General features: G+C 64.3%; 17 protein-coding genes. 8 read left to right on the top strand and 9 right to left on the bottom strand.

Translation table 11 applies throughout. From position 1 onward, the window contains the following. Both B0G62_RS13300 and B0G62_RS13295 read left to right on the top strand, forming a co-directional pair. Positions 1–1,020 carry an aldo/keto reductase gene (locus tag B0G62_RS13300; protein ID WP_103704643.1) on the top strand — a complete coding sequence of 340 codons (1,020 nt, stop codon included), beginning with the start codon at positions 1–3 and terminating at the stop codon, positions 1,018–1,020. Further along, positions 1,017–2,471, top strand: coding sequence for an NAD-dependent succinate-semialdehyde dehydrogenase (locus B0G62_RS13295; protein WP_103704642.1), 1,455 nt, complete (start codon positions 1,017–1,019; stop codon positions 2,469–2,471). Before B0G62_RS13300 ends, B0G62_RS13295 begins: the two co-directional genes overlap by 4 nt. Before the next feature lie 171 nt (positions 2,472–2,642). Here the strand turns inward: B0G62_RS13295 and B0G62_RS13290 are convergent, their stop codons facing one another. The 4 genes from B0G62_RS13290 to B0G62_RS13275 form a co-directional block, all read right to left on the bottom strand. Beyond that, positions 2,643–3,551 carry a LysR substrate-binding domain-containing protein gene (locus B0G62_RS13290; RefSeq protein WP_103704641.1) on the bottom strand — a complete coding sequence of 303 codons (909 nt, stop codon included), beginning with the start codon at positions 3,549–3,551 and terminating at the stop codon, positions 2,643–2,645. A gap of 105 nt (positions 3,552–3,656) precedes the next feature. Continuing rightward, positions 3,657–4,793, bottom strand: coding sequence for a porin (locus B0G62_RS13285; RefSeq protein ID WP_407671158.1), 1,137 nt, complete (start codon positions 4,791–4,793; stop codon positions 3,657–3,659). 92 nt (positions 4,794–4,885) lie between these two features. Next, positions 4,886–5,950: an ABC transporter substrate-binding protein gene (locus tag B0G62_RS13280; RefSeq protein ID WP_103704639.1), complete on the bottom strand. Its 1,065-nt coding sequence runs from the start codon at positions 5,948–5,950 to the stop codon at positions 4,886–4,888. A gap of 146 nt (positions 5,951–6,096) precedes the next feature. Then, on the bottom strand, positions 6,097–7,227 hold the full coding sequence (locus B0G62_RS13275) for a mandelate racemase/muconate lactonizing enzyme family protein (RefSeq protein ID WP_103704638.1): 1,131 nt from the start codon (positions 7,225–7,227) through the stop codon (positions 6,097–6,099). 218 nt (positions 7,228–7,445) lie between these two features. Here B0G62_RS13275 and B0G62_RS13270 point away from each other — a divergent pair, with 218 nt between their 5' ends. Both B0G62_RS13270 and B0G62_RS13265 read left to right on the top strand, forming a co-directional pair. After that, positions 7,446–8,933 carry an aminotransferase-like domain-containing protein gene (locus tag B0G62_RS13270; RefSeq protein ID WP_103704637.1) on the top strand — a complete coding sequence of 496 codons (1,488 nt, stop codon included), beginning with the start codon at positions 7,446–7,448 and terminating at the stop codon, positions 8,931–8,933. Positions 8,934–9,101: 168 nt separating this feature from the next. After that, a complete protein-coding gene (locus B0G62_RS13265) occupies positions 9,102–9,443 on the top strand; it encodes a carboxymuconolactone decarboxylase family protein (RefSeq protein ID WP_244193230.1) in 342 nt (113 codons plus the stop codon). A gap of 10 nt (positions 9,444–9,453) precedes the next feature. On the opposite strand, the gene alr is transcribed toward B0G62_RS13265, so the two are convergent. Then, a complete protein-coding gene (gene alr / locus B0G62_RS13260; protein WP_103704635.1) occupies positions 9,454–10,566 on the bottom strand; it encodes an alanine racemase in 1,113 nt (370 codons plus the stop codon). Positions 10,567–10,702: 136 nt separating this feature from the next. Here alr and B0G62_RS32490 point away from each other — a divergent pair, with 136 nt between their 5' ends. Continuing rightward, a complete protein-coding gene (locus B0G62_RS32490) occupies positions 10,703–10,825 on the top strand; it encodes a hypothetical protein (protein WP_279629753.1) in 123 nt (40 codons plus the stop codon). Here B0G62_RS32490 and B0G62_RS13255 read toward each other — a convergent pair. The 3 genes from B0G62_RS13255 to B0G62_RS13245 all read right to left on the bottom strand — a co-directional run bounded on the left by B0G62_RS13255 (position 10,822) and on the right by B0G62_RS13245 (position 12,813). Continuing rightward, positions 10,822–11,391, bottom strand: coding sequence for a GNAT family N-acetyltransferase (locus B0G62_RS13255; protein WP_407671156.1), 570 nt, complete (start codon positions 11,389–11,391; stop codon positions 10,822–10,824). The genes B0G62_RS32490 and B0G62_RS13255 overlap by 4 nt on opposite strands. An 11-nt stretch (positions 11,392–11,402) precedes the next feature. After that, complete coding sequence (locus tag B0G62_RS13250; RefSeq protein ID WP_103704634.1) at positions 11,403–11,981, bottom strand: helix-turn-helix domain-containing protein; 579 nt, start codon at positions 11,979–11,981, stop codon at positions 11,403–11,405. A gap of 394 nt (positions 11,982–12,375) precedes the next feature. Next, a complete protein-coding gene (locus B0G62_RS13245) occupies positions 12,376–12,813 on the bottom strand; it encodes an Rrf2 family transcriptional regulator (RefSeq protein ID WP_103704633.1) in 438 nt (145 codons plus the stop codon). Between the two features lie 82 nt (positions 12,814–12,895). Here B0G62_RS13245 and B0G62_RS13240 point away from each other — a divergent pair, with 82 nt between their 5' ends. Next, entirely contained in the window at positions 12,896–13,870 is a 975-nt protein-coding gene (locus B0G62_RS13240; RefSeq protein ID WP_103704632.1) for an alpha/beta fold hydrolase, read from the top strand. A gap of 332 nt (positions 13,871–14,202) precedes the next feature. On the opposite strand, the gene B0G62_RS13235 is transcribed toward B0G62_RS13240, so the two are convergent. Continuing rightward, positions 14,203–15,093 carry a LysR family transcriptional regulator gene (locus B0G62_RS13235; protein WP_103704631.1) on the bottom strand — a complete coding sequence of 297 codons (891 nt, stop codon included), beginning with the start codon at positions 15,091–15,093 and terminating at the stop codon, positions 14,203–14,205. A gap of 99 nt (positions 15,094–15,192) precedes the next feature. Between B0G62_RS13235 and B0G62_RS13230 the strand changes: the two genes are divergently transcribed. Further along, complete coding sequence (locus tag B0G62_RS13230) at positions 15,193–16,746, top strand: AMP-binding protein (protein WP_103704630.1); 1,554 nt, start codon at positions 15,193–15,195, stop codon at positions 16,744–16,746. 11 nt (positions 16,747–16,757) lie between these two features. Then, positions 16,758–17,939, top strand: coding sequence for an acyl-CoA dehydrogenase family protein (locus B0G62_RS13225; protein WP_103704629.1), 1,182 nt, complete (start codon positions 16,758–16,760; stop codon positions 17,937–17,939). Positions 17,940–17,959: the final 20 nt, after the last annotated feature.

Raw genomic sequence — 17,959 nt, 5'->3', positions numbered from 1 at the left:
ATGCAATACGTGCAACTCGGCCGCTCGGGCCTGAAAGTGTCGCGCCTGTGCCTCGGCACGATGAACATGGGCACGCCCGACTGGAAGCCGTGGATCTATAACGAAGAGCAAAGCGAGCCGATCGTGCGTCACGCGCTCGAAGCGGGCGTGAACTTCATCGACCTCGCGGACTTCTATTCGACGGGTGTGGGCGAGGAAGTCGTGGGCCGCATCGTCAAGCGCATCGCGAAGCGCGACGAACTCGTGCTGACGACCAAGGTGGGCTATCCGATCGGCGGCGGCGTGAACAATCAGGGCCATTCGCGCAAGCACATCATGGACGGCATCGACGGTTCGCTGCGCCGTCTGCAGACCGATTACGTCGATGTCTACATGCTGCATTACTTCGACGTGAATACGCCGGTCGAAGAAACCATGGACGCGCTCAACGATATCGTGCGCTCGGGCAAGGCACGCTATATCGGCGTATCGACGATGTTCACGTGGCAGTTTGCGAAGATTCTGCAGGCCTGCGAGCGCTATAACTTCGCACGGCCGATCAACATGCAGTTGCAACTGAATTGCGCGTATCGCGAGGAAGAGCGCGAGATGGTGCCGTTCTGCCAGGACCAGGGCGTGGGCGTGTCGGTGTTCAGCCCGCTTGCGCGCGGCCTGCTTTCGGGCGACGCGAAATCGGTGCGCAACCAGACCGACTTTTTCACCACGCAGATGTACGACGATCAGGTTTCGCGCGACGTGGCGATTTCGGTGGCCGAAGTCGCTCAAGCGCGCGGCGTGTCGTGCGCGCAGATCGCCCAGGCATGGGTGCTCAATCGTCCGGGCATTACGTCGATGCTGGTGGGTGCGGATACCGTCGCGCAATTCGACAGCGCGCTGGCTGCGCTCGACACGAAGCTCGACGCCGACGAACTCTATGAGCTCGATCGCAATTACACGCCGTGCGATGTGATCAACGACTATGTGTCGGCGCGCATTCCGCGCGTGCCGCGCGCGCCGCGCCGCCTGGAGATCGCAGCATGATCGACGGTCTCAAGGAAGCGCGCCTGCTGCGCACGTCGAGTTTTATCGACGGCGAATGGGTCGCCAGCGACACGACGTTCACGGTGATCGATCCGGCACGCGGCACGGCGCTCGCCCAGGTGGCGCGCGCCGGCGCGCGCGAAACGCTGCAGGCCGTGGCGGCCGCATCGCAGGCCTTCCCCGCATGGCGCGACGCCACGGCGGCCGAGCGCGGCGCGAAGGTGCGCCGCTGGGGCGAACTGATGCTCGCGCATCGCGAAGACCTCGCGCGCATCATGGTGGCGGAGCAGGGCAAGCCCTACGCGGAAGCGCTGGGCGAAGTGGCCTACGCGGCGAGCTTTCTCACATGGTTCGCGGAAGAAGCGCGGCGCGCCTATGGCGATGTGATTCCCGCGCCCAAGAAAGGCGCACGCATCGTCGTGACGAAGGAGGCCGTGGGCGTGGTCGGTGCGATCACGCCATGGAATTTCCCGCTCGCGATGGTCACGCGCAAGGCCGGGCCCGCGCTGGCGGCGGGTTGCACGATGGTGCTCAAGCCGTCCGAGGAAACGCCGCTGAGCGCATTCGCGCTGGCGGTGCTGGCCGAGGAAGCGGGCATTCCGCGCGGCGTGTTCAACGTGGTGACGGGCGACGCCCCGGCGATCGGCGACACGCTGATGGCGTCGAAGGCAGTACGCAAGATCTCGTTCACGGGATCGACGCGCGTGGGCAAGCTGCTCATGCGCGCCGCCGCGGACAGCGTCAAGAAAGTCTCGCTCGAACTGGGCGGCAACGCGCCGTTCATCGTGTTCGACGACGCCGATCTGGATGCGGCCGTGGAAGGCGCAATGGCGTCCAAGTTCCGCAACACGGGGCAGACCTGCGTGTGCGTGAACCGCTTCTACGTGCAGGCCGGCGTGCATGACGCCTTCGTCGAGAAGTTGACGGCGGCGGTGCGTGCGCTGCGTGTGGCGAACGGCATGGAAGCGGGTGCGACGCAGGGGCCGCTCATCAACGCCGCTGCACTGCGCAAGGTGCAAGCGCACGTGAGCGATGCGCGCGAGAAGGGCGGCGAGATCGTGTGCGGCGGCAAGGCGCACGCGCTGGGCGGCACGTTCTACGAACCGACCATCATCACGGGCGCGCACGGCGGCATGATGCTCGCCCATGAAGAAACCTTCGGGCCGGTGGCGGCGATCTTCCGTTTCGATACCGAGGAAGAAGCGATCCAGGCCGCGAACGATACCGATTTCGGGCTGTCCGCGTATTTTTACTCGCGCGATATCGGCCGTGTGTGGCGGGTCGCGGGCGCGCTGGAAAGCGGCATGGTCGGCGTCAATGAGGGGATCATTTCGACCGAGGTGGCACCGTTCGGCGGCGTGAAGGAGTCGGGCCTCGGCCGCGAAGGATCGAAGTACGGACTTGATGAGTACCTCGAAACGAAGTACATGATGATGGGTGGTTTGGGGTGATGTGAGCGTTCTCTACGCTATTGGCGCGGCCTGGCCGCGCTTTGCCTGGTCTGGGCGTAAGCCGTCACGTGAGAGCGTGGCGGTTTTTTTATTTTCCGGAGCGCCCGGGACGGCTTGCCTCTTCGTCGCGTTGTGGTTCCGATGCAGGTCGATCGTCTGCCCGCGCGAGCATTAAGCCTTCACCGCATGATGCTCGATCAGCCAGCTACTGAAATTGCGCACCCGCACCGTTTCCTGCACCTCGGGCCGCACGTCGAGCCAATACGCCGAGGGGCCGTCCACCTCAACCTCGCTCAACTGCACCAGCGTGCCGTTCGCCAGTTCCTGCTCGATCATGTGGCGATCGGCGACCGCGATGCCAAGACCTGCCACCGCCGCATGAATCACCTGATCGAGCGTGCTGAATTCCAGCTCGCCGCGCGGCGCCATTTCCACGTCGAGCGCCGCGGCTTCCAGCCACGCTTCCCACACGAGCAAACGCCGGTCGATATCGAGGATATAGAGCCACGGATGCTGTGCGAGAATCTCGCGCAAGGCTTCGGCGCTACCGGGCGCATTGGAGAACTCGCGCGCCGATCCCACCAGCACATGGCGCTCGCGCATCAGCAGCGTACTTTGTCCGCCCGGCAGCGGCTCCATGCCGAAGCGGATCTGGCAATCCTCGTTGCGCTCGCTGCCGTGCAGCGGTCCATATTCGTTCGTGATGGAAATGCGCAGATCGGGATGGCGCGTCTGAAAATCGCGCAGGCGCGGTGTGAGCCAGCGCGTCGCGAGCGTGGGCGCGGCGTTCAGGCTCAACAGACTGTTGGACGGATCGGCGCGAATCGTATCGAGCGTATGCGCGATGCTGTCGAACGCGGCCTGTAGCGTCGGCAGCAGGCGCTTGCCCGCAGCGGTGATTTCAAGCCGATGATGATGCCGCATGAAAAGCGGCGTTCCCAGGTAGTCCTCGAGCAGGCGGATCTGGCGGCTGATGGCGCCCTGCGTGACGTGCAGGTTCTGCGCCGCCTTGGTGAAGCTGAGGGTCCGGCTGGCTTCTTCGAACGAGCGCAGGGCGGAAAGGGAGGGAAGGCGACGCATACTGAAACCTCTTGATGCGAAACGATACGGATCACTAAGGGAAAGAAAGGGGGCGGCAATGGAAAACGCCGGCTTGCGCCGGCGTTTTCGAACTAACCGCGAACGTCAGAACGAGTGGGTGATGCCCACGCGGCTGACGACCTGGTTCTGCGTGCTCGACGGGTTGAAGCCCGCGATCTGCGCGTTTTCCGCTCCGCCTGCCGCGTGCTGGTACGAACCCATCGCGTACACCGACGTGCGCTTCGACACCGCGTACTGGGCGATCAGGTTGACCTGATGGTACTTCGGATCGGCGTCGGTGGCGTGATCCTGGCCCATCGTGAACGTATAGCCAGCGCCCACCGAGAAGGCCGGCGTGATCGCGTAGGTGCCCGACAGTTCGTAATTCTGGAAGTGCAGGTCGTGGCTGCCGTTACCCGAGGAGAAGTCCACGTTCGAGTAATTGGCCATCACCTTGAGGCTGCCCAGCACGTACGATGCCCCTGCCGAGAGAATGCCCTGATAGCGTGCATTCGCCAGCGCGTTGCCGTAGATGGCGTTCACGAACCCACCGCCGCTGCCATAACCGGCCACGGCCGAGATCGGATCGTTGATGCGCAGATAACCCACGCCCGCGCTAAACGAACCCAGCGTGTAGGCCGCCGCCGCGCTGTACGAAGCATCGTTCGAGAACTGGCCCGCCTGGCCGCCGAACGAGTAGTGGCCTTCGAACTGGAAGCCCGCGATCACGGGGCTGATGTACTTGACGGCATTGTTGACCGGGAACCCGTTGTCGAGGTTATCCATGTCGTTCGGGTGCGAGAAATACCAGCCGCCGTAGTTGCCGTTGAGCGAATACGGTTCGATCAGATCGACCGTGGCGTCCCATTGCTTGCCCAGTGTGATCTGGCCGTACTGTTCCGATTTCAGGCCGACATAGGCGTTACGCGAGAAAGCCAGGCCGCCGCCCTCCGCGCCCGTGGCCGCGTTGAAACCGCTTTCCAGGCGGAAGATGGCCGAATAGCCGCCGCCCAGATCTTCCGAGCCGCGCACGCCCCAACGGCTGCCCGCCGGCACGCCGCTTTGCATCTGCACCAGACGGCCGCCGCTGCCCGGCACGAGATTGCCGTTCGCGCCGTTGACGACGTTATTGGCGTAGTCCACGCCCAGATCGATGATGCCGTACAGCGTGACGCTGCTTTGTGCGTGGGCGCCGGCTGCTGCGAGTGCGAGCGGCAGCGCCGCGAGAAGTTTCTTCTTCACTCCGAGTCTCCTTGTCTGGACGCCGCTCGCTGCGGCGTCCATTTCTGGTTGAATATTTACCTGGTAATACGAATCAAATCGGGGCTAAACCATCACGCGCCAAGCGACTTCTGCACCTTCGCCGCGACATCGGCGGGGACCCACGCCTTCCACATTTCCGGGTGCGTCTTGAGGAACTTGAGCGCTTCGGACTGCGCATCGACCTTATGCTCGGTCATGTCGAGAATCGTCGTGTTCAGAAAGTCGATCGGGAAGCTCACCTTCGAGAAGAACGCCATCACGTCCGGCTCGGCCTGATAAAAAGGCGTGGACACGCCGATCTTCAGCTGCGAGACCAGATACGAAGACGCGCACTGCTGCGAGCTGTTTTCTTCGCGCAGCGTCTTCCAGCAGGCTTCGTTGAACGGCGGCATCTTCAGTTGCACGAACTTGTACTTCGCCATCAATGCGGCCGGTTCCCAGTAGTAAGTGAGGATCGGCTTGCCGCGCGCATACGCCGACGAAATCGCCGCATCGAGCGCCGCGCCCGTGCCCGGACGGAAGTTCGTATAGCTGTCGTCGAGCTTGAGCAGTTTCAGCAGGCGCGTGTTCACGCGCTCGCAGTCCCAGCCCGACGGGCAGTTCAGGAAGCGGCCGCGATCCGGTTCCTCGTCGTCGGTGAAGAGCGTCTTGTACTTCGGCAGATCGTTCACGGATTGCAGGTCCGGCGCGCTCGCCTTGATGCCGCGTTTCGGGTCGCCGTGGATCACGTAGTCGGGCACGTACCAGCCTTCCTTCGTGCCGCCCGGCAGCGTGTCGCCGACGAGCTTCACCGAACCGGCCTTCACCGCGCCCGCGATGATTTCCGAGCGGCCCGTCCATTGTTCCGACCACACCTGCAGGTCGTTGCGCGAGAGCGCCGTTTCGGTGGCGGCGGTGCTGCCCGGTACCGTGTCGGTCTGGCAGCCGTAACCGTTCTTGACGATGTAGCGCAGCACTTCACTCGTGAAGTTGCCGCTTTCCCAGGTCACGCCCGCGAAGTGCACCGGCTTGTCCTGGCTGCACCAGTTGCCTGCCGCGTGCGCGGGCAGTGCCGCAATCGCGAGCGGCGCGGCGACGCAGGCGGCCCGGAAGGTGGAAAAAAGCGCGGCAAAAATCGGTCTGCTTGTCTTTTTCATTACGTGTCTCCGTCTATTTGGAATGTTTTGGAATGCTTCAGGTTTTGTCCGGTCGTTCGCTTGTTCTGGCGCTGCCGGAGCGGACCGCTTGCCCGTTGATGCGGGCGGCGGTCCGGTGTAATCGGGTGCTGGGCGGGGCTTCTGCTTCAGTCGTAACGGCTGTCGCTCGCGCGCGTGGCGGCCAGCACGGCTTCGTCCAGCTCGATGCCTAGGCCCGGCGCGTCGCCTAGCGCGATCCAGCCCTGCGCGTCCGGTTCGATGGCGCGCGTGAGTGGGAAGTCGCGTCGCGCGGGCGTCCATTCGGGCGGGTCGTAAGGGAATTCGACGAAGGGTGCGTTGCCCGCGCCCGCCACCACATGCAGATTCGCGGCGAGACCGATGCCATTGCCCCACGTATGCGGCGTGAAGATCTTCCCGTTGGTCTCGATCTGTGCAGCGAGGCGGCGCGCGCCCTCCATGCCGAGCGAGCAAACCACATCGGGCTGGTAGACATCGAGGCAGTCGTGCGCGAGCAGCGCCGCGAATTCGTGCGCCTCGCGCGTCATCTCGCCACCCGCGATCCGCACGTCGGTCAACTGACGCAGCCTTGCGTGCCCCGCGTAGTCGCCGCGATGCAGCGGCTCTTCCACCCAGTAAGGGCGATAGCGCTCGATCTTGCGGATCACGGCGAGCGCGTCCTCGGTGCGCCACGGCGCCTGGGTATCCCATGGCATGCGCCAGCCTTGATTGCAGTCGACCATGATCTCGATGGCGTCGCCCGCGGCCTCGCGCACGGTGGCTAGCGCCGCGATATCGTCGGCGAGACTCGCGCGGCCAAAGCGCACCTTCAGCGCTGCAAAGCCGCGCGCGACCGCGTGCTCGGCCCAGTGCGCCATGCCGTCGAGCGGACGATGCACGCCCGACGACGCATATGCACGCACCCGCCGCGCGCGGCCACCGGCCATCTGCCAGCACGGCTGGCCGAGAATCTTGCCGGCCAGATCCCAGAGCGCGACGTCGAGCGGCCACAGCCGGCCCGCGTGGAAGCTAAGGTTGTCGAGCACCGCCGAGTGGCGTGCGAGATCGAGGGGATCGGCGCCGATGAAAAGATCGCGATAGTCGTCGAAGCCGTACATCGGGTCGCCGGAGCCGATGCCCACGCGTCCTTCGGAGTCCTCCACACGCACGATGGTCGCCGGGAAAGCGCGGCGCGGGCGGCTGTCCCATGACGCCGGAAACGGTGGATCGAGCGGCAGGCGATGCTGGCTGATCGTGATGCGGGCGATGCGATTTGTCATGGCGCGTATGGCGCCGCCCGTTGCGCGCCGAAGGCGGCGCTGAGCGGCGATTGTCTCCTTGGCCTGTGCAGGCGTTACGGCATCCTAGAGGGTCAATTGGTGGCACTCAATGAAGTCAATTGAAGTAAATGACAGCCTTCAATTCCGCGAATTGGGCGCGATAATGACCCAGCGGTCGCGCCGGGGCGCGGCGCGCTTCGACCTCCGGGAAAACACCCATGAACGGCTGGATGCCCACGCTGCCCGCGCTGCCACGCGGCGAACCCAAATACCGTGCGATCGCCTACGCCTACGCGCAGGCGATCAACGGGGGCCAGATGCTGCCCGGCGAGAAGCTGCCCGCGCACCGGCTGCTGGCGAAAAAGCTCACTGTGACGACCGGCACGGTCAGCCGCGCCTATACGGAACTGGAGCGCTGCGGCATGGTGGTGGCGCGTGTGGGCGACGGCACCTATGTTGCCGAACCCGATGCGGACGGCGCGCGCCTGCCCGCGCGCACGCGTCAGGCGCCCGAGCCGGGCGTAGGCGGCAATCCCGCCCATCCCGCCCGTTCCTCGTCGATGGGAAACACCGCCGCGCCGCCCGCGCCGGGCCGCCCGGTCGATCTCGGCCAGAACGTGCCGATGCCGACCGACGAAGCGCTGCTGCTCACGCAGACGCTGCGCGAACTGGCTGCCGACGAGCGCCTCGCTGGCGAACTGCTGCTCTATCAGCCCGAGGGCGGCCGCCGCTCGCATCGCGAAGCCGGCGCGCGCTGGCTCGCGCGCATGGGCTGCACGGCGGCCGCCGAACGCGTGCTCGTGACGCAGGGTGCGCAGCACGGGCTTGCGTGCGTGTTGCGCGCGGTGCTGCGCCCCGGCGACACGATCTTCGCCGAGGCGCTGAGCTATCCCGGCATCGTCGCGCTCGCGCGGCAACTGCGGCTGAACCTGGTGGGCATCGAAATCGACGAGGAGGGTATCGTGCCCGCCGCCCTCGAACGCGCGTGCGCGCTGCTCGCGCCGCGTGCGCTCTTCTGCGTGCCGACGCTGCACAACCCGACCACGGCGACGCTCTCCGAAGCGCGCCGCGCGGCCATCGCCGAAATCGCCGTGCGCCACAACCTCGTGGTGATCGAGGACCTCGTGCCCGCCGCGCTGCTCGCAGCCGGGTCCACGCCGCCGCCCACGCCGCTGACGGCGCGCCTGCCCGAGCACGGCATCGTCATCAGCAGCCTGTCGAAGGCGCTCGCGCCGGGCCTGCGCGTGGGTTACGTGCAGGCGCCGCAGGATTGGGTGGGCAAGATTCTCGCGGTGATCCGCAGCGACTGCTGGATGACCTCGCCCTTGAGCGCGGAGATCGCGGCGCGCTGGATCGTGGGCGGCGAGATCGACCGGCTGGTCGCGCAGCAGCGCGCCTGCGTGGATGTGCGCCAGGCGATTGCCGCCGACGTGCTGTCGGGATGGACTTATCGCACCGATCCCGCGAGTCCGCATCTTTGGCTGCCGCTGGCCGAACCGTGGCGCGCCGCCGAATTCGCGGCGGCGTTACGGCAGGCGGGGGTGCTCGCGAAGACGGCGGACAGCTTCGTGATTGGGCGCGGGTCCGCGCCGCATGCGGTGCGCTTGAGCCTGGGCGGCGCGCGTTCGCATGAAGCCTTGCGCGAGGCGCTGGAAGTGCTCGCCCGCACGCTGCGCAATGGGCCGGAAGGGCTTTATTCGGCGTGATCCGGTCATTCTGGCGCGTTAGCATCCTGTGGCAGCTAACCATCAGGAAGCGAGCCGACCATGAGCAATGCGAAGGATTCGAAGAAAAAAGCCGCGAAGGCCGGCAAAGTCAAAGCGTCGAAAGCCCAAACTTCAGCCGAAGCCGGCAAGGCCCGCCGCACCGAAGTCATGGGCGCAGCCTTCGTCGAGCGCGCGATGGGCTCGATGGACGGCTTCACGCGCCCGTTGCAGGAATGGCTCAACGAGCACGCGTGGGGCAGCACGTGGCTGCGCGAAGGACTCGATCTGAAGACGCGCAGCCTTTGCACCTGCTCAATGCTGGCGGCGCTCGGGCGCAGCACCGAACTCAAGGGCCACATACGCGGCGCGATCAATAACGGCGCGAGCGTGGTCGAGATTCGCGAGGTGCTGCTCCATAGCGCGATCTACGCGGGCGCGCCCGCCGCCGGCGAGGCGTTTCGCGCCGCGAGGGAGGTGCTGGCGGAAATGGGCGTGGCGCTGCCCGAATGATGCACGGCGCTTACGCCGCCACCTCTTCCTCGGACTCGCGCCGCACGGCGGCGTGGCCATCGACCTCCACCGGCACGCGCCGCGCGACGGCGCACATCAGCTCATAGCCGATCGTGCCCGACGGCTCGGCCACTTCGTCCACCTTCACGGTTTCGCCCCACAGCTCGACGTGCGAGCCGATGCCGGCGTTCGGGCATGGCGTGAGGTCGACCGTGAGCATGTCCATCGACACGCGGCCCACCACGCGGGTGCGCACGCCATCGACGGCGATCGGCGTGCCGGTCGGTGCATGGCGCGGGTAGCCGTCCGCGTAGCCGCACGCCACCACGCCGATACGCATCGGCTGCTCGACCGCATAGGTGCGGCCATAGCCGATGGTGTCCTGCGGCGCGAGCGTCTGCACGCCGATGATGCGGCTCGACAGCGTCATCGCCGCGCGCAGGCCGATGCCTTCGATATGGCGCGCCGCGCCCGTGGGCGATGCGCCGTACAGGATCGTGCCGGGCCGCACCCAGTCGCGGTGCGCGCGCGGATGCCAGAGCACTGCCGCCGAATTCGAGAGCGAGCGCTCGCCGGGGATGTCCGCCGTCGCGGCGTCGAAGCGGTCGAGCTGCCAGTCGATTGCGCCGTCGTCGGCGTTGGCGAAATGGGTCATGAGACCGATCGCGCCGATCGCCGGAATCGCGCGGGCGCGCTCCCAGGCCGCGCGATACGCGTCGGGCATGTAACCAAGGCGATTCATCCCCGAGTTCATCTTCAACTGGATGTCGATGGGCCGCGTCGTTTGCGCCGCTGCGAGTAGCGCCAGTTGCTCGTCGCAATGCACGGCGACGGTCAGGCGATGCGCGACGGCGGTGGCGACGTCGGCGGCATCGAACACGCCTTCCAGCAGCAGGATCGGCTTGCTCCAGCCGAGTTCGCGCACACGCACGGCTTCGTCCAGGTCGAGCAGGGCGATGCCGTCCGCGTCCGCGAGCGCCGGGAAGATGCGCTCGATGCCGTGGCCGTAGGCGTTGGCCTTGACGACGGCCCAGACGCGCGCGCCCACGGCGCTGCGCGCGGCGAGCTGGAGGTTATGGCGGACGGCTTCGGGATGGATGCGGACGGAAATGGGGCGCGGCATGGGCGATCCTGGGGACGAAGGTGGGTGGGGCTTTCCAGTAATTTGTGCAATCGTATTGATTTTCGTCCAGTTATTTTTAATGTATTTTTTGTCGAATTTGGGTTTATCGACTGCATTCAGGTCTTTGTGCCAATGAATGCTGCTCACCCGCGTATTCGACGGGCGGTGTCGATTCATCAATGAAGCGGGCGACGATAACCCCGGCGTCATGCCGGTCTGCGATGGCAAGGTGCGCGTGCAAGCGCGCGGGTTCCGCTAAAGCTGGCGGTGTGTGCGGGCTAGCTGCTTGTAATAGAAGGTGGTCGCGCAGAGGCCGCCATCGGGCATGAGCGCGTAGTCCGGCACCGTGCCCGCGCGCTGCCATCCCGCGCGCTCGTACAGGCGCTCTGCTTCGCCGCCCGCGACCGTGTCGAGCACCAGCACGGTCTTGCCCGCTTGCAGCGCGTGCGTATCGACAGCCTGCATCAGCCGCGCGCCGATGCCTTGCCTGCGTGCCGCGCGCGACACCAGCATCTTGGCGACATCGGCGCGATGTGGCTGATTTTCAGGCTGCGCCGTGACGATCTGCACCGTGCCGACGATCCGGCCGTGCGCGTCTTCGGCCACCAGCAGGATGCGCTCGTCAGCGGCCACGCCGCCCGCCACGCGCCTCCAGAACGCGAGCGCCGTCTCGCGTGCGAGCGGCGCCATGAAACTCACGGACGCGCCGCCTTCGACGCAATCGATCAGCACGTCGGCGAGCGCGTCGATACGCGCGGAGGCTTCTTTTGCGTCTAGCCGGCGCACTTCGATATCGCGATTCAGGCTGCTGTTCAAGCGGTTCATGCGGCTCTCCACTAAGGATTCCGGGCAACACGGCTCAACGCCACGAGATAGCGCGCGCTCTGGCGCGTGGGATTGCGCCAGACGATGGGGCAGTCGAGTTTCATGGCGAGACAGTCGCCGGTTTCCAGACGCCAGCGCCGCTCGCCGACCGTTATTTCCATCGTGCCTTCGATGATCCAGACCTGTTGATGGATTTCCGCGTCGCGCAGGCTGGTGTCGTAGGCGACGCGCTTGCCGGCGGGAAAGCGCACTTCGACGAGCTGAATGGGCGACCAGAGTTCGGGCGAAAGATTGCGGCGCACGTAGCCCGAGGCCGGATCGGTCCAGACCGGCTGTGACTGCGCGGCGGCGTAGGGTGACGGTTCGGCTGCCGCCGTGTGCCCGGATGGCTCGAATAGCGAGGCGAGCGAGACACCCAGCGCGGTAGCGAGCTTGTCGAGCACGACCGCGGTGGGACTGCTCTCGCCGCGCTCGATCAGCGAAATGGTCGAGCGGCTCACGGCGCTACGCTCGGCGAGCGCTTCGAGCGACCAGCCGCGTGCGTCGCGCAGTTCGCGCAGGCGTTGGGCCAGTGCGGTATGGATATCCATGGTGTCCAGTTTAGTGGATGAGTATATCCAGTAAACTAGACGTACGACTTCTGCTTGTCAACGCTTTCAAAAGTGCTGTCGGCACACAAAAAAGTTGCACTTTTTGGGTGGAGTTGCCCCTGTAACTCAGGACACGCAGTCACCGCTAAATTGATGACACCGCAGCGCGCCTGAACGCCTGATAGTCATTGCGCAATAGCGTTCGACTGCCACGTGCGCACCGACGCCTGCAAACCATGCGCGCAGCGCGATCAGGGACGCGGAGTCGGGTAAAACCGGCGCGGTTGGATATTCTGTATTCCTAAAATATAGGCTGCGGACGGGGCGGTGCCACTCTGTCGTTCAGGCGCGCGATGCCTGCTTCCATGGCTACCCATTCTGTCGTTCCGCGACATTACTGAATCGTTTTGCGCAACTTTGACGTCGTCACGTCATGCGCGATCTCGGAGAGTCGCTTTTCGCCAAGCAATTGAAGGAACGTATTTTCTGCCGAACCCAGCACCTCGTTGATGTGGTGATTAACCGCCGCCTCGACCGGACAAGTGCGATTGTCGTCGGCCAGGCCAATCACAAACGGTGCAGTATGCCCAATGGCCTGGTAGACATCTCTCACCGTAAGATCGTTGAGGTTGCAGGCGAGCGCCCAACCTCCGCCCGGGCCACCCGTCGACTTTACATACCCCGATTCGCGTAGCGCGGCCATTGTTCGGCGAACAAAGGCCGGGTTCGTGTGCAGCATCAGCGCGATCGTCTCCGAGGTGCTCGCGCCTCCGCGAAGATGCATGTGGATGAGGATGTGCAGAAGTCGAGCCAGTCGGGTATCGCGTTGCATATTCGGAAGCCTGGCAATTCGTAACTTTTGATGTTACGCTATATCCCGCTTCTTGTGTGCAACCGTCTTTGCCAGAGCAACCATGACCGCATACCGTCAGACCTTTATTGAAGCAAACGGAATTCGCCTGCACGTCGCTGAACAGGGCGACGGCCCATTGGTGCTCCTTTGTCACGGCTTTCCTGAGACCTCGCATGCCTGGCGCCATCAACTGGCGGCACTTGCGCACGCCGGCTTCCGCGCAATAGCACCGGATCTGCGTGGCTACGGATCAAGTGAATGTCCAACGGCAACCGGACAGTACACGACATGGGATGTTGTCGGTGACCTGGTGGCGCTCGTCGACATTCTCGGAGAACGCGACGCAGTTGTTGTGGGAAACGATTGGGGGGCAACCATTGCCTGGCAAGCTGCGTTGCTTCGGCCCGACCGCTTTCGCGCTGTCGTTGCGCTCGGGGTGCCAATGATGGGCCGCGCGCCGATGGCGCCGAGCCGGCTTTTTCCGCAGACCGATCAAACGAGGTTCTACACCCATTACTTTTCCGAACCCGGGTTGGCCGAAACCGAACTTGAGCGTGACGTTGCCACAACATTGCGCAAAATCTATTTTTCCGCATCGGGCGACGTCGGAGCCCGCGACGCGAATACGCCCAATCCGTTCGGACTTGTGCCGCGCAGTGGTGGACTTCTTGACTCGCTGATTGACCCACCTTCGTTGCCGGCATGGCTCGCACCTGCCGACCTCGACAAGTTTGTGCAAGCATTCAGCATTTCCGGGTTTCGCGGTGGATTGAATTACTACCGCAACCTCGACCGTAATTGGGAACTGCAATCGGCCCTGGAGGGCCTGCTCGTCGAGGTTCCCGCCCTGTACCTTGTCGGCGAGCGAGACACAGGTCTGGCAATGCCGGGTATGCAGGAAATTATCGGCGACATGCCCCGGATCGTGCCCAGACTGTCGGCCACTCGCGTCGTTCCACGAGCAGGGCACTGGCTGCAACAGGAGGCGCCCGATTTCGTCAACGCGGCATTGATTGAATTTCTCCGCGATCTTTGATGTACACCGGCGCGATCTCTGTGTTCTCTGAATACGGCTCGCGCGAGAAGCAATTGCGGTCATTGCGGTCCGATCTGCACGCATGGCCTCACTCGATGAGCAAGAGCGCCTGCAGATGGCCGGCATCCTCAGGCAGTTCGACAACCCGATTGCTGAGGTCGACCGCAACGATGTTTATTGGGACTGCAAACACCGGTCGCCGGAAGAGGGTTGGACATGCGGGCTGTCAGTGATGCGCCTCGAACGTAGTCGAAGGCGGCCGTTTGTCCAATCGACCGCTTCCAGCACGCGATGTACTTCAGCCAGCAAACTTCCGATGCTTCAGGAAGCATTCAACTCGCCCGTTCCTGCAACAGGACGATCGTGCGTTGTGCAAGCGGTGAAAGGTAAGCCTGGGTCCGGAAGATCACACCGATGTGCCGGTACAGGTCGAGTTCCTTCGTATCGACATTGAGTGCGCGCAGTCCCTCAAGCGTCCCGAATGATTCGGTACCGGCGACGCAGAGCATCGTCGTATCGCGCATGAGGTGCAGCAGCGAAATGCTTCCGAAATCGGTTTCCACGCGCAGCCTGGGCGCAGGAAGACCTTGTCTCTCGAAAGCCGCATCGATTTTTTGTCGAAGCGGAATGGTCGGGCCCGGCAGTAGCCACTCCTGATCGACGAGATTGACGAGGCGCAAATTGCGCTTTCGGTGTAGCGGATGCGTGTCGGCGGCGAGCACGGAAAGCGTGTCGCAAAAGAGTTCGACGAACGACAGCTCGCCATTGTCCCCATCTTGCTCGGGCGCCACGATCAGATCGAGTTCGCCCGCCACGAGCAGGTCGACCAGTTCGCGCGCGAGCCGGCGCCGCAGCCGCAGGCGCGCCGCTGGCCGTTCCTTCAGCAACTGCCGGCATGCGTCCAGTACCAGCGTGTCCGGCACGGTGGGCGAATAGCCGATGCGCAGCATGCCCTGTTCTCCGCCGCGGATCGCGTGCATTTCCTTGAGCGCGTCCTCGTATTCCAGCGCGATTCGCCGCGCGCGGGCCAGAAATAGCGCGCCAGGTGGAGTCGGCACCACCCCGTTCGCCGTGCGCTCGAACAAGGCGAGGCCGGCTTGCGCCTCAACGCGCTGAATGGCCTTCGTCAGCGCCGGCTGGCTCATGCCCAGTGCCTCTGCTGCCTTGCCAATGCCGCCGTGCTTTTCGATGGCCAGCAGATAGTCCAGATCCCGCGTCTCCATGCTCATTCCCATTGGCTATGACTTTATAACCAGTGATGCATTGTGGTGATCCCCCGCATCTTACAGACTACGGGCAAGGTTGTTAAACGGAGACAGCGATTGAGCTTTGCCTATTTTTTGCGCCGCGCCGCGCGCTATTGGGGTGACCAGACGGCGGTCATGCATCGCGACCGGGTACTGACGTACCGCCAACTCGACGAGCGCTCGACGCGGCTCGCGAATGCCCTGCTCGGCCTCGGACTCGTCAAAGGCGACCGCGTTGCCGTTCAGGCGCGCAACTGCACGGAGCTGGTCGAAATCGAATGCGCGCTTTATAAGGCGGCCCTGGTCAAGGCCGCGCTGAATCCGCGTTTCACGGCACTCGAAGCGGCGGATGTCGTCGGAAACTGCACGCCGCGCGTGTTGATTGCGGGGGCAGGGTATACGGCCTACGATCGCGAGTCGCCCGGATTTGCCTCAGTCGAGAGCTTCGTCTCGCTCGGCGGGACCACGCCAGGATATGTCGATTACGAAGGCCTCATTTCCGGTGCCAGCGCCCAGTTGCCCGATGTCGTGACCACGCCCGACGATCTCGCCGTGCTGCACTTCTCGTCGGGTTCCACGGGCAAGATCAAGGCGGCCATGCAGACCCGCGGGAACCGGATCGCTTCCCTGCGCAAGATTCTGCTGGGAATGGACAGTCCGGCGCGGCCTGGTGACCGGCTTGCCCTGATTGGCCCGGTCACGCACGCCTCGGGCATGTTGATGCAACCGTACCTGTACTGCGGCGCGACGCTCGTGCTGTTCGATACGTTCGAGTCTGCGCACTTCCTGCGGGAAGTCGAGCGGTTGCGCATCACGCACGTCTTCATGGTTCCGGCGATGATCAATATGCTGCTGAACGACCCGGCATTGGACAGTGCTGACCGGAGCAGTCTGAAAATGCTGGGCTACGGCGCCGCACCGATGGCGCCTGCACGCATCGAGGAAGCCTGGGCGCGCATTGGTCCGATACTCACGCAGGGTTATGGCCTGAGTGAATCGACCTCGGGCGTCACGCGATTGAGCATTGCCGATCACGCTCATGCCATTGCGCATCGTCCCGAACGACTCGCGTCGTGTGGACGGCCCACAGGCGAGACCGAGGTTCTGGTTGTCGACGAACGCGGGCGCGAGGTGAGCGGCGACGCCATCGGTGAAATCGTCATGCGTGGCGAAGACATCTTCCACGGCTATTGGGGCACCCCCGAACTCACGGATGAGGTGCTCGTTGACGGATGGCTGCGGACCGGCGACCTGGCGCGCGTCGATGAGCACGGCTTCATCTACCTGGTGGATCGCAAGAAGGACATGATCATCTCCGGCGGCTTCAACGTGTATCCGAACGAAGTCGAGGCCTCGCTCTATCAGCATCCCGATGTCATGGAGGTGTGCGTGGTAGGCGTTCCCGACGAAAAGTGGGGCGAAAGCGTCAAGGCGGTCGTCGTGCTGAAGTCAGGGCGCAACACCGTTGCCGACGATCTCATCGCTCATTGCCGCGCGCGACTCGCGGACTACAAGACCCCTCGCACGGTGAACTTCGTTGCCGACCTGCCCAAGAACGCAAGCGGCAAGATCGCCCGCAAACTGGTTCGTGAGCAGTACTGGCAGGGCGTCGCCCGTCGCGTCAATTAACAGGAACTGCCATGTTCGACTACCTGAATAACGCCGCGTTCGTTGAAACCCGTGCAGGCATTCGCCGCTTTGTCGCCCAGGAGCTTGTGCCGATGGAGCGCGAGCTGGGACTCGGCTCCGAAGACATCTGGCCGCGCGACGTACTGCGGCGTGTATGGCGCCGCTCCGCGGAACTCGGCTTCTACTCCGCGTGCCTGCCTGCGGCGCTGGGCGGCAAGGGATTTTCGATTATCGAGCAGTGTGCCCTGAAGGCGGACCTCGCTGCATCTGGCGCGGCGCTCGCCCCTCATGTGCTCGGTGACCTGGGGGGGCCACCGCGGGTGGGCAACATGCTCAAATACGCGACGCCGGATCAGTTGACCCGCTATTTCGAACCGGTGATACGCGGCGAAAAGTCCACATGCTTCGCGCTGACCGAACCGCATTCCGGCTCTGACGCGCAGAGCATTTCGACTACGGCTGTCGTGGACGGCGACGAGCTCGTGATCAACGGCACCAAGCACTACATCAGCGGCGCGCCATTCGCGGATTTTGCGATCGTCATGTGTGTCACCAGTGCATCGTCGACGCCACCCGCGATTACGGCCGTGCTGGTCGATCTCGATCTTCCCGGTGTGACCGTCGAACAGGAATACGTGCCGATGTCGGGGCAGCATATCGACGCGGATATTCATTTCGTCGACGTGCGGGTGCCGCGCGCCAACGTGTTCGGCGGGGAGGGCAACGGCTTCAAGCTCGGCATGTCGCGCATCAATGTCAACCGGCTGCTGCATTGCCCCACGATGCTCGGGCTCGCGACGGCGGCGTATGAGGCTTCGGTCGACTATGCGCGCACGCGGCGTCAGTTCGGCGGACCGATAGCGCGCTTTCAGGCGATCCAGCACATGCTGGCCGATATGGCAGCCGCGCTCTGGGCATGCGAAAGCATGATTGCCCAGACGGCCGCACTCGCCGATGCGGGCGCCGACCTGCGGATGAAGGCGGCCGCGTGCAAGCTGTTTGTGTCGGAGCGCTGTTTCGAAGTGGCGGACAAGGCGGTGCAGATCCACGGCAATGTTGGCGTAACGCGACACCATCCGATCGAACAGACGTTCCGCAAGCTGCGCATGTTCAGAGTCTTCACGGGGACGAGCGAAATCCAGCGCAATACGATCGCCCACGCCATTCTCGATCCCAAGGGCGCGGCCGCCTGAACGCACGGCCCGCGTGTTCG

Source organism: Paraburkholderia eburnea (genome assembly GCF_002917095.1).
Classification (GTDB): Bacteria; Pseudomonadota; Gammaproteobacteria; order Burkholderiales; family Burkholderiaceae; genus Paraburkholderia; species Paraburkholderia eburnea.
This window is presented reverse-complemented; position numbering and strand designations above follow the sequence as displayed.

Coding starts and splice junctions, on each gene's coding strand:
- B0G62_RS13255 (WP_407671156.1), bottom strand. CDS start 11,391: ATGAACCGCTTGAACAGCAGCCTGAATCGCGATATCGAAGTGCGCCGG.
- B0G62_RS13245 (WP_103704633.1), bottom strand. CDS start 12,813: ATGCAACGCGATACCCGACTGGCTCGACTTCTGCACATCCTCATCCAC.
- B0G62_RS13280 (WP_103704639.1), bottom strand. CDS start 5,950: ATGAAAAAGACAAGCAGACCGATTTTTGCCGCGCTTTTTTCCACCTTC.
- B0G62_RS13265 (WP_244193230.1), top strand. CDS start 9,102: ATGGGCGCAGCCTTCGTCGAGCGCGCGATGGGCTCGATGGACGGCTTC.
- B0G62_RS13295 (WP_103704642.1), top strand. CDS start 1,017: ATGATCGACGGTCTCAAGGAAGCGCGCCTGCTGCGCACGTCGAGTTTT.
- B0G62_RS13225 (WP_103704629.1), top strand. CDS start 16,758: ATGTTCGACTACCTGAATAACGCCGCGTTCGTTGAAACCCGTGCAGGC.
- B0G62_RS13270 (WP_103704637.1), top strand. CDS start 7,446: ATGAACGGCTGGATGCCCACGCTGCCCGCGCTGCCACGCGGCGAACCC.
- B0G62_RS13300 (WP_103704643.1), top strand. CDS start 1: ATGCAATACGTGCAACTCGGCCGCTCGGGCCTGAAAGTGTCGCGCCTG.
- B0G62_RS13235 (WP_103704631.1), bottom strand. CDS start 15,093: ATGGAGACGCGGGATCTGGACTATCTGCTGGCCATCGAAAAGCACGGC.
- B0G62_RS13290 (WP_103704641.1), bottom strand. CDS start 3,551: ATGCGTCGCCTTCCCTCCCTTTCCGCCCTGCGCTCGTTCGAAGAAGCC.
- B0G62_RS13240 (WP_103704632.1), top strand. CDS start 12,896: ATGACCGCATACCGTCAGACCTTTATTGAAGCAAACGGAATTCGCCTG.
- alr (WP_103704635.1), bottom strand. CDS start 10,566: ATGCCGCGCCCCATTTCCGTCCGCATCCATCCCGAAGCCGTCCGCCAT.
- B0G62_RS32490 (WP_279629753.1), top strand. CDS start 10,703: ATGCTGCTCACCCGCGTATTCGACGGGCGGTGTCGATTCATCAATGAA.
- B0G62_RS13250 (WP_103704634.1), bottom strand. CDS start 11,981: ATGGATATCCATACCGCACTGGCCCAACGCCTGCGCGAACTGCGCGAC.
- B0G62_RS13275 (WP_103704638.1), bottom strand. CDS start 7,227: ATGACAAATCGCATCGCCCGCATCACGATCAGCCAGCATCGCCTGCCG.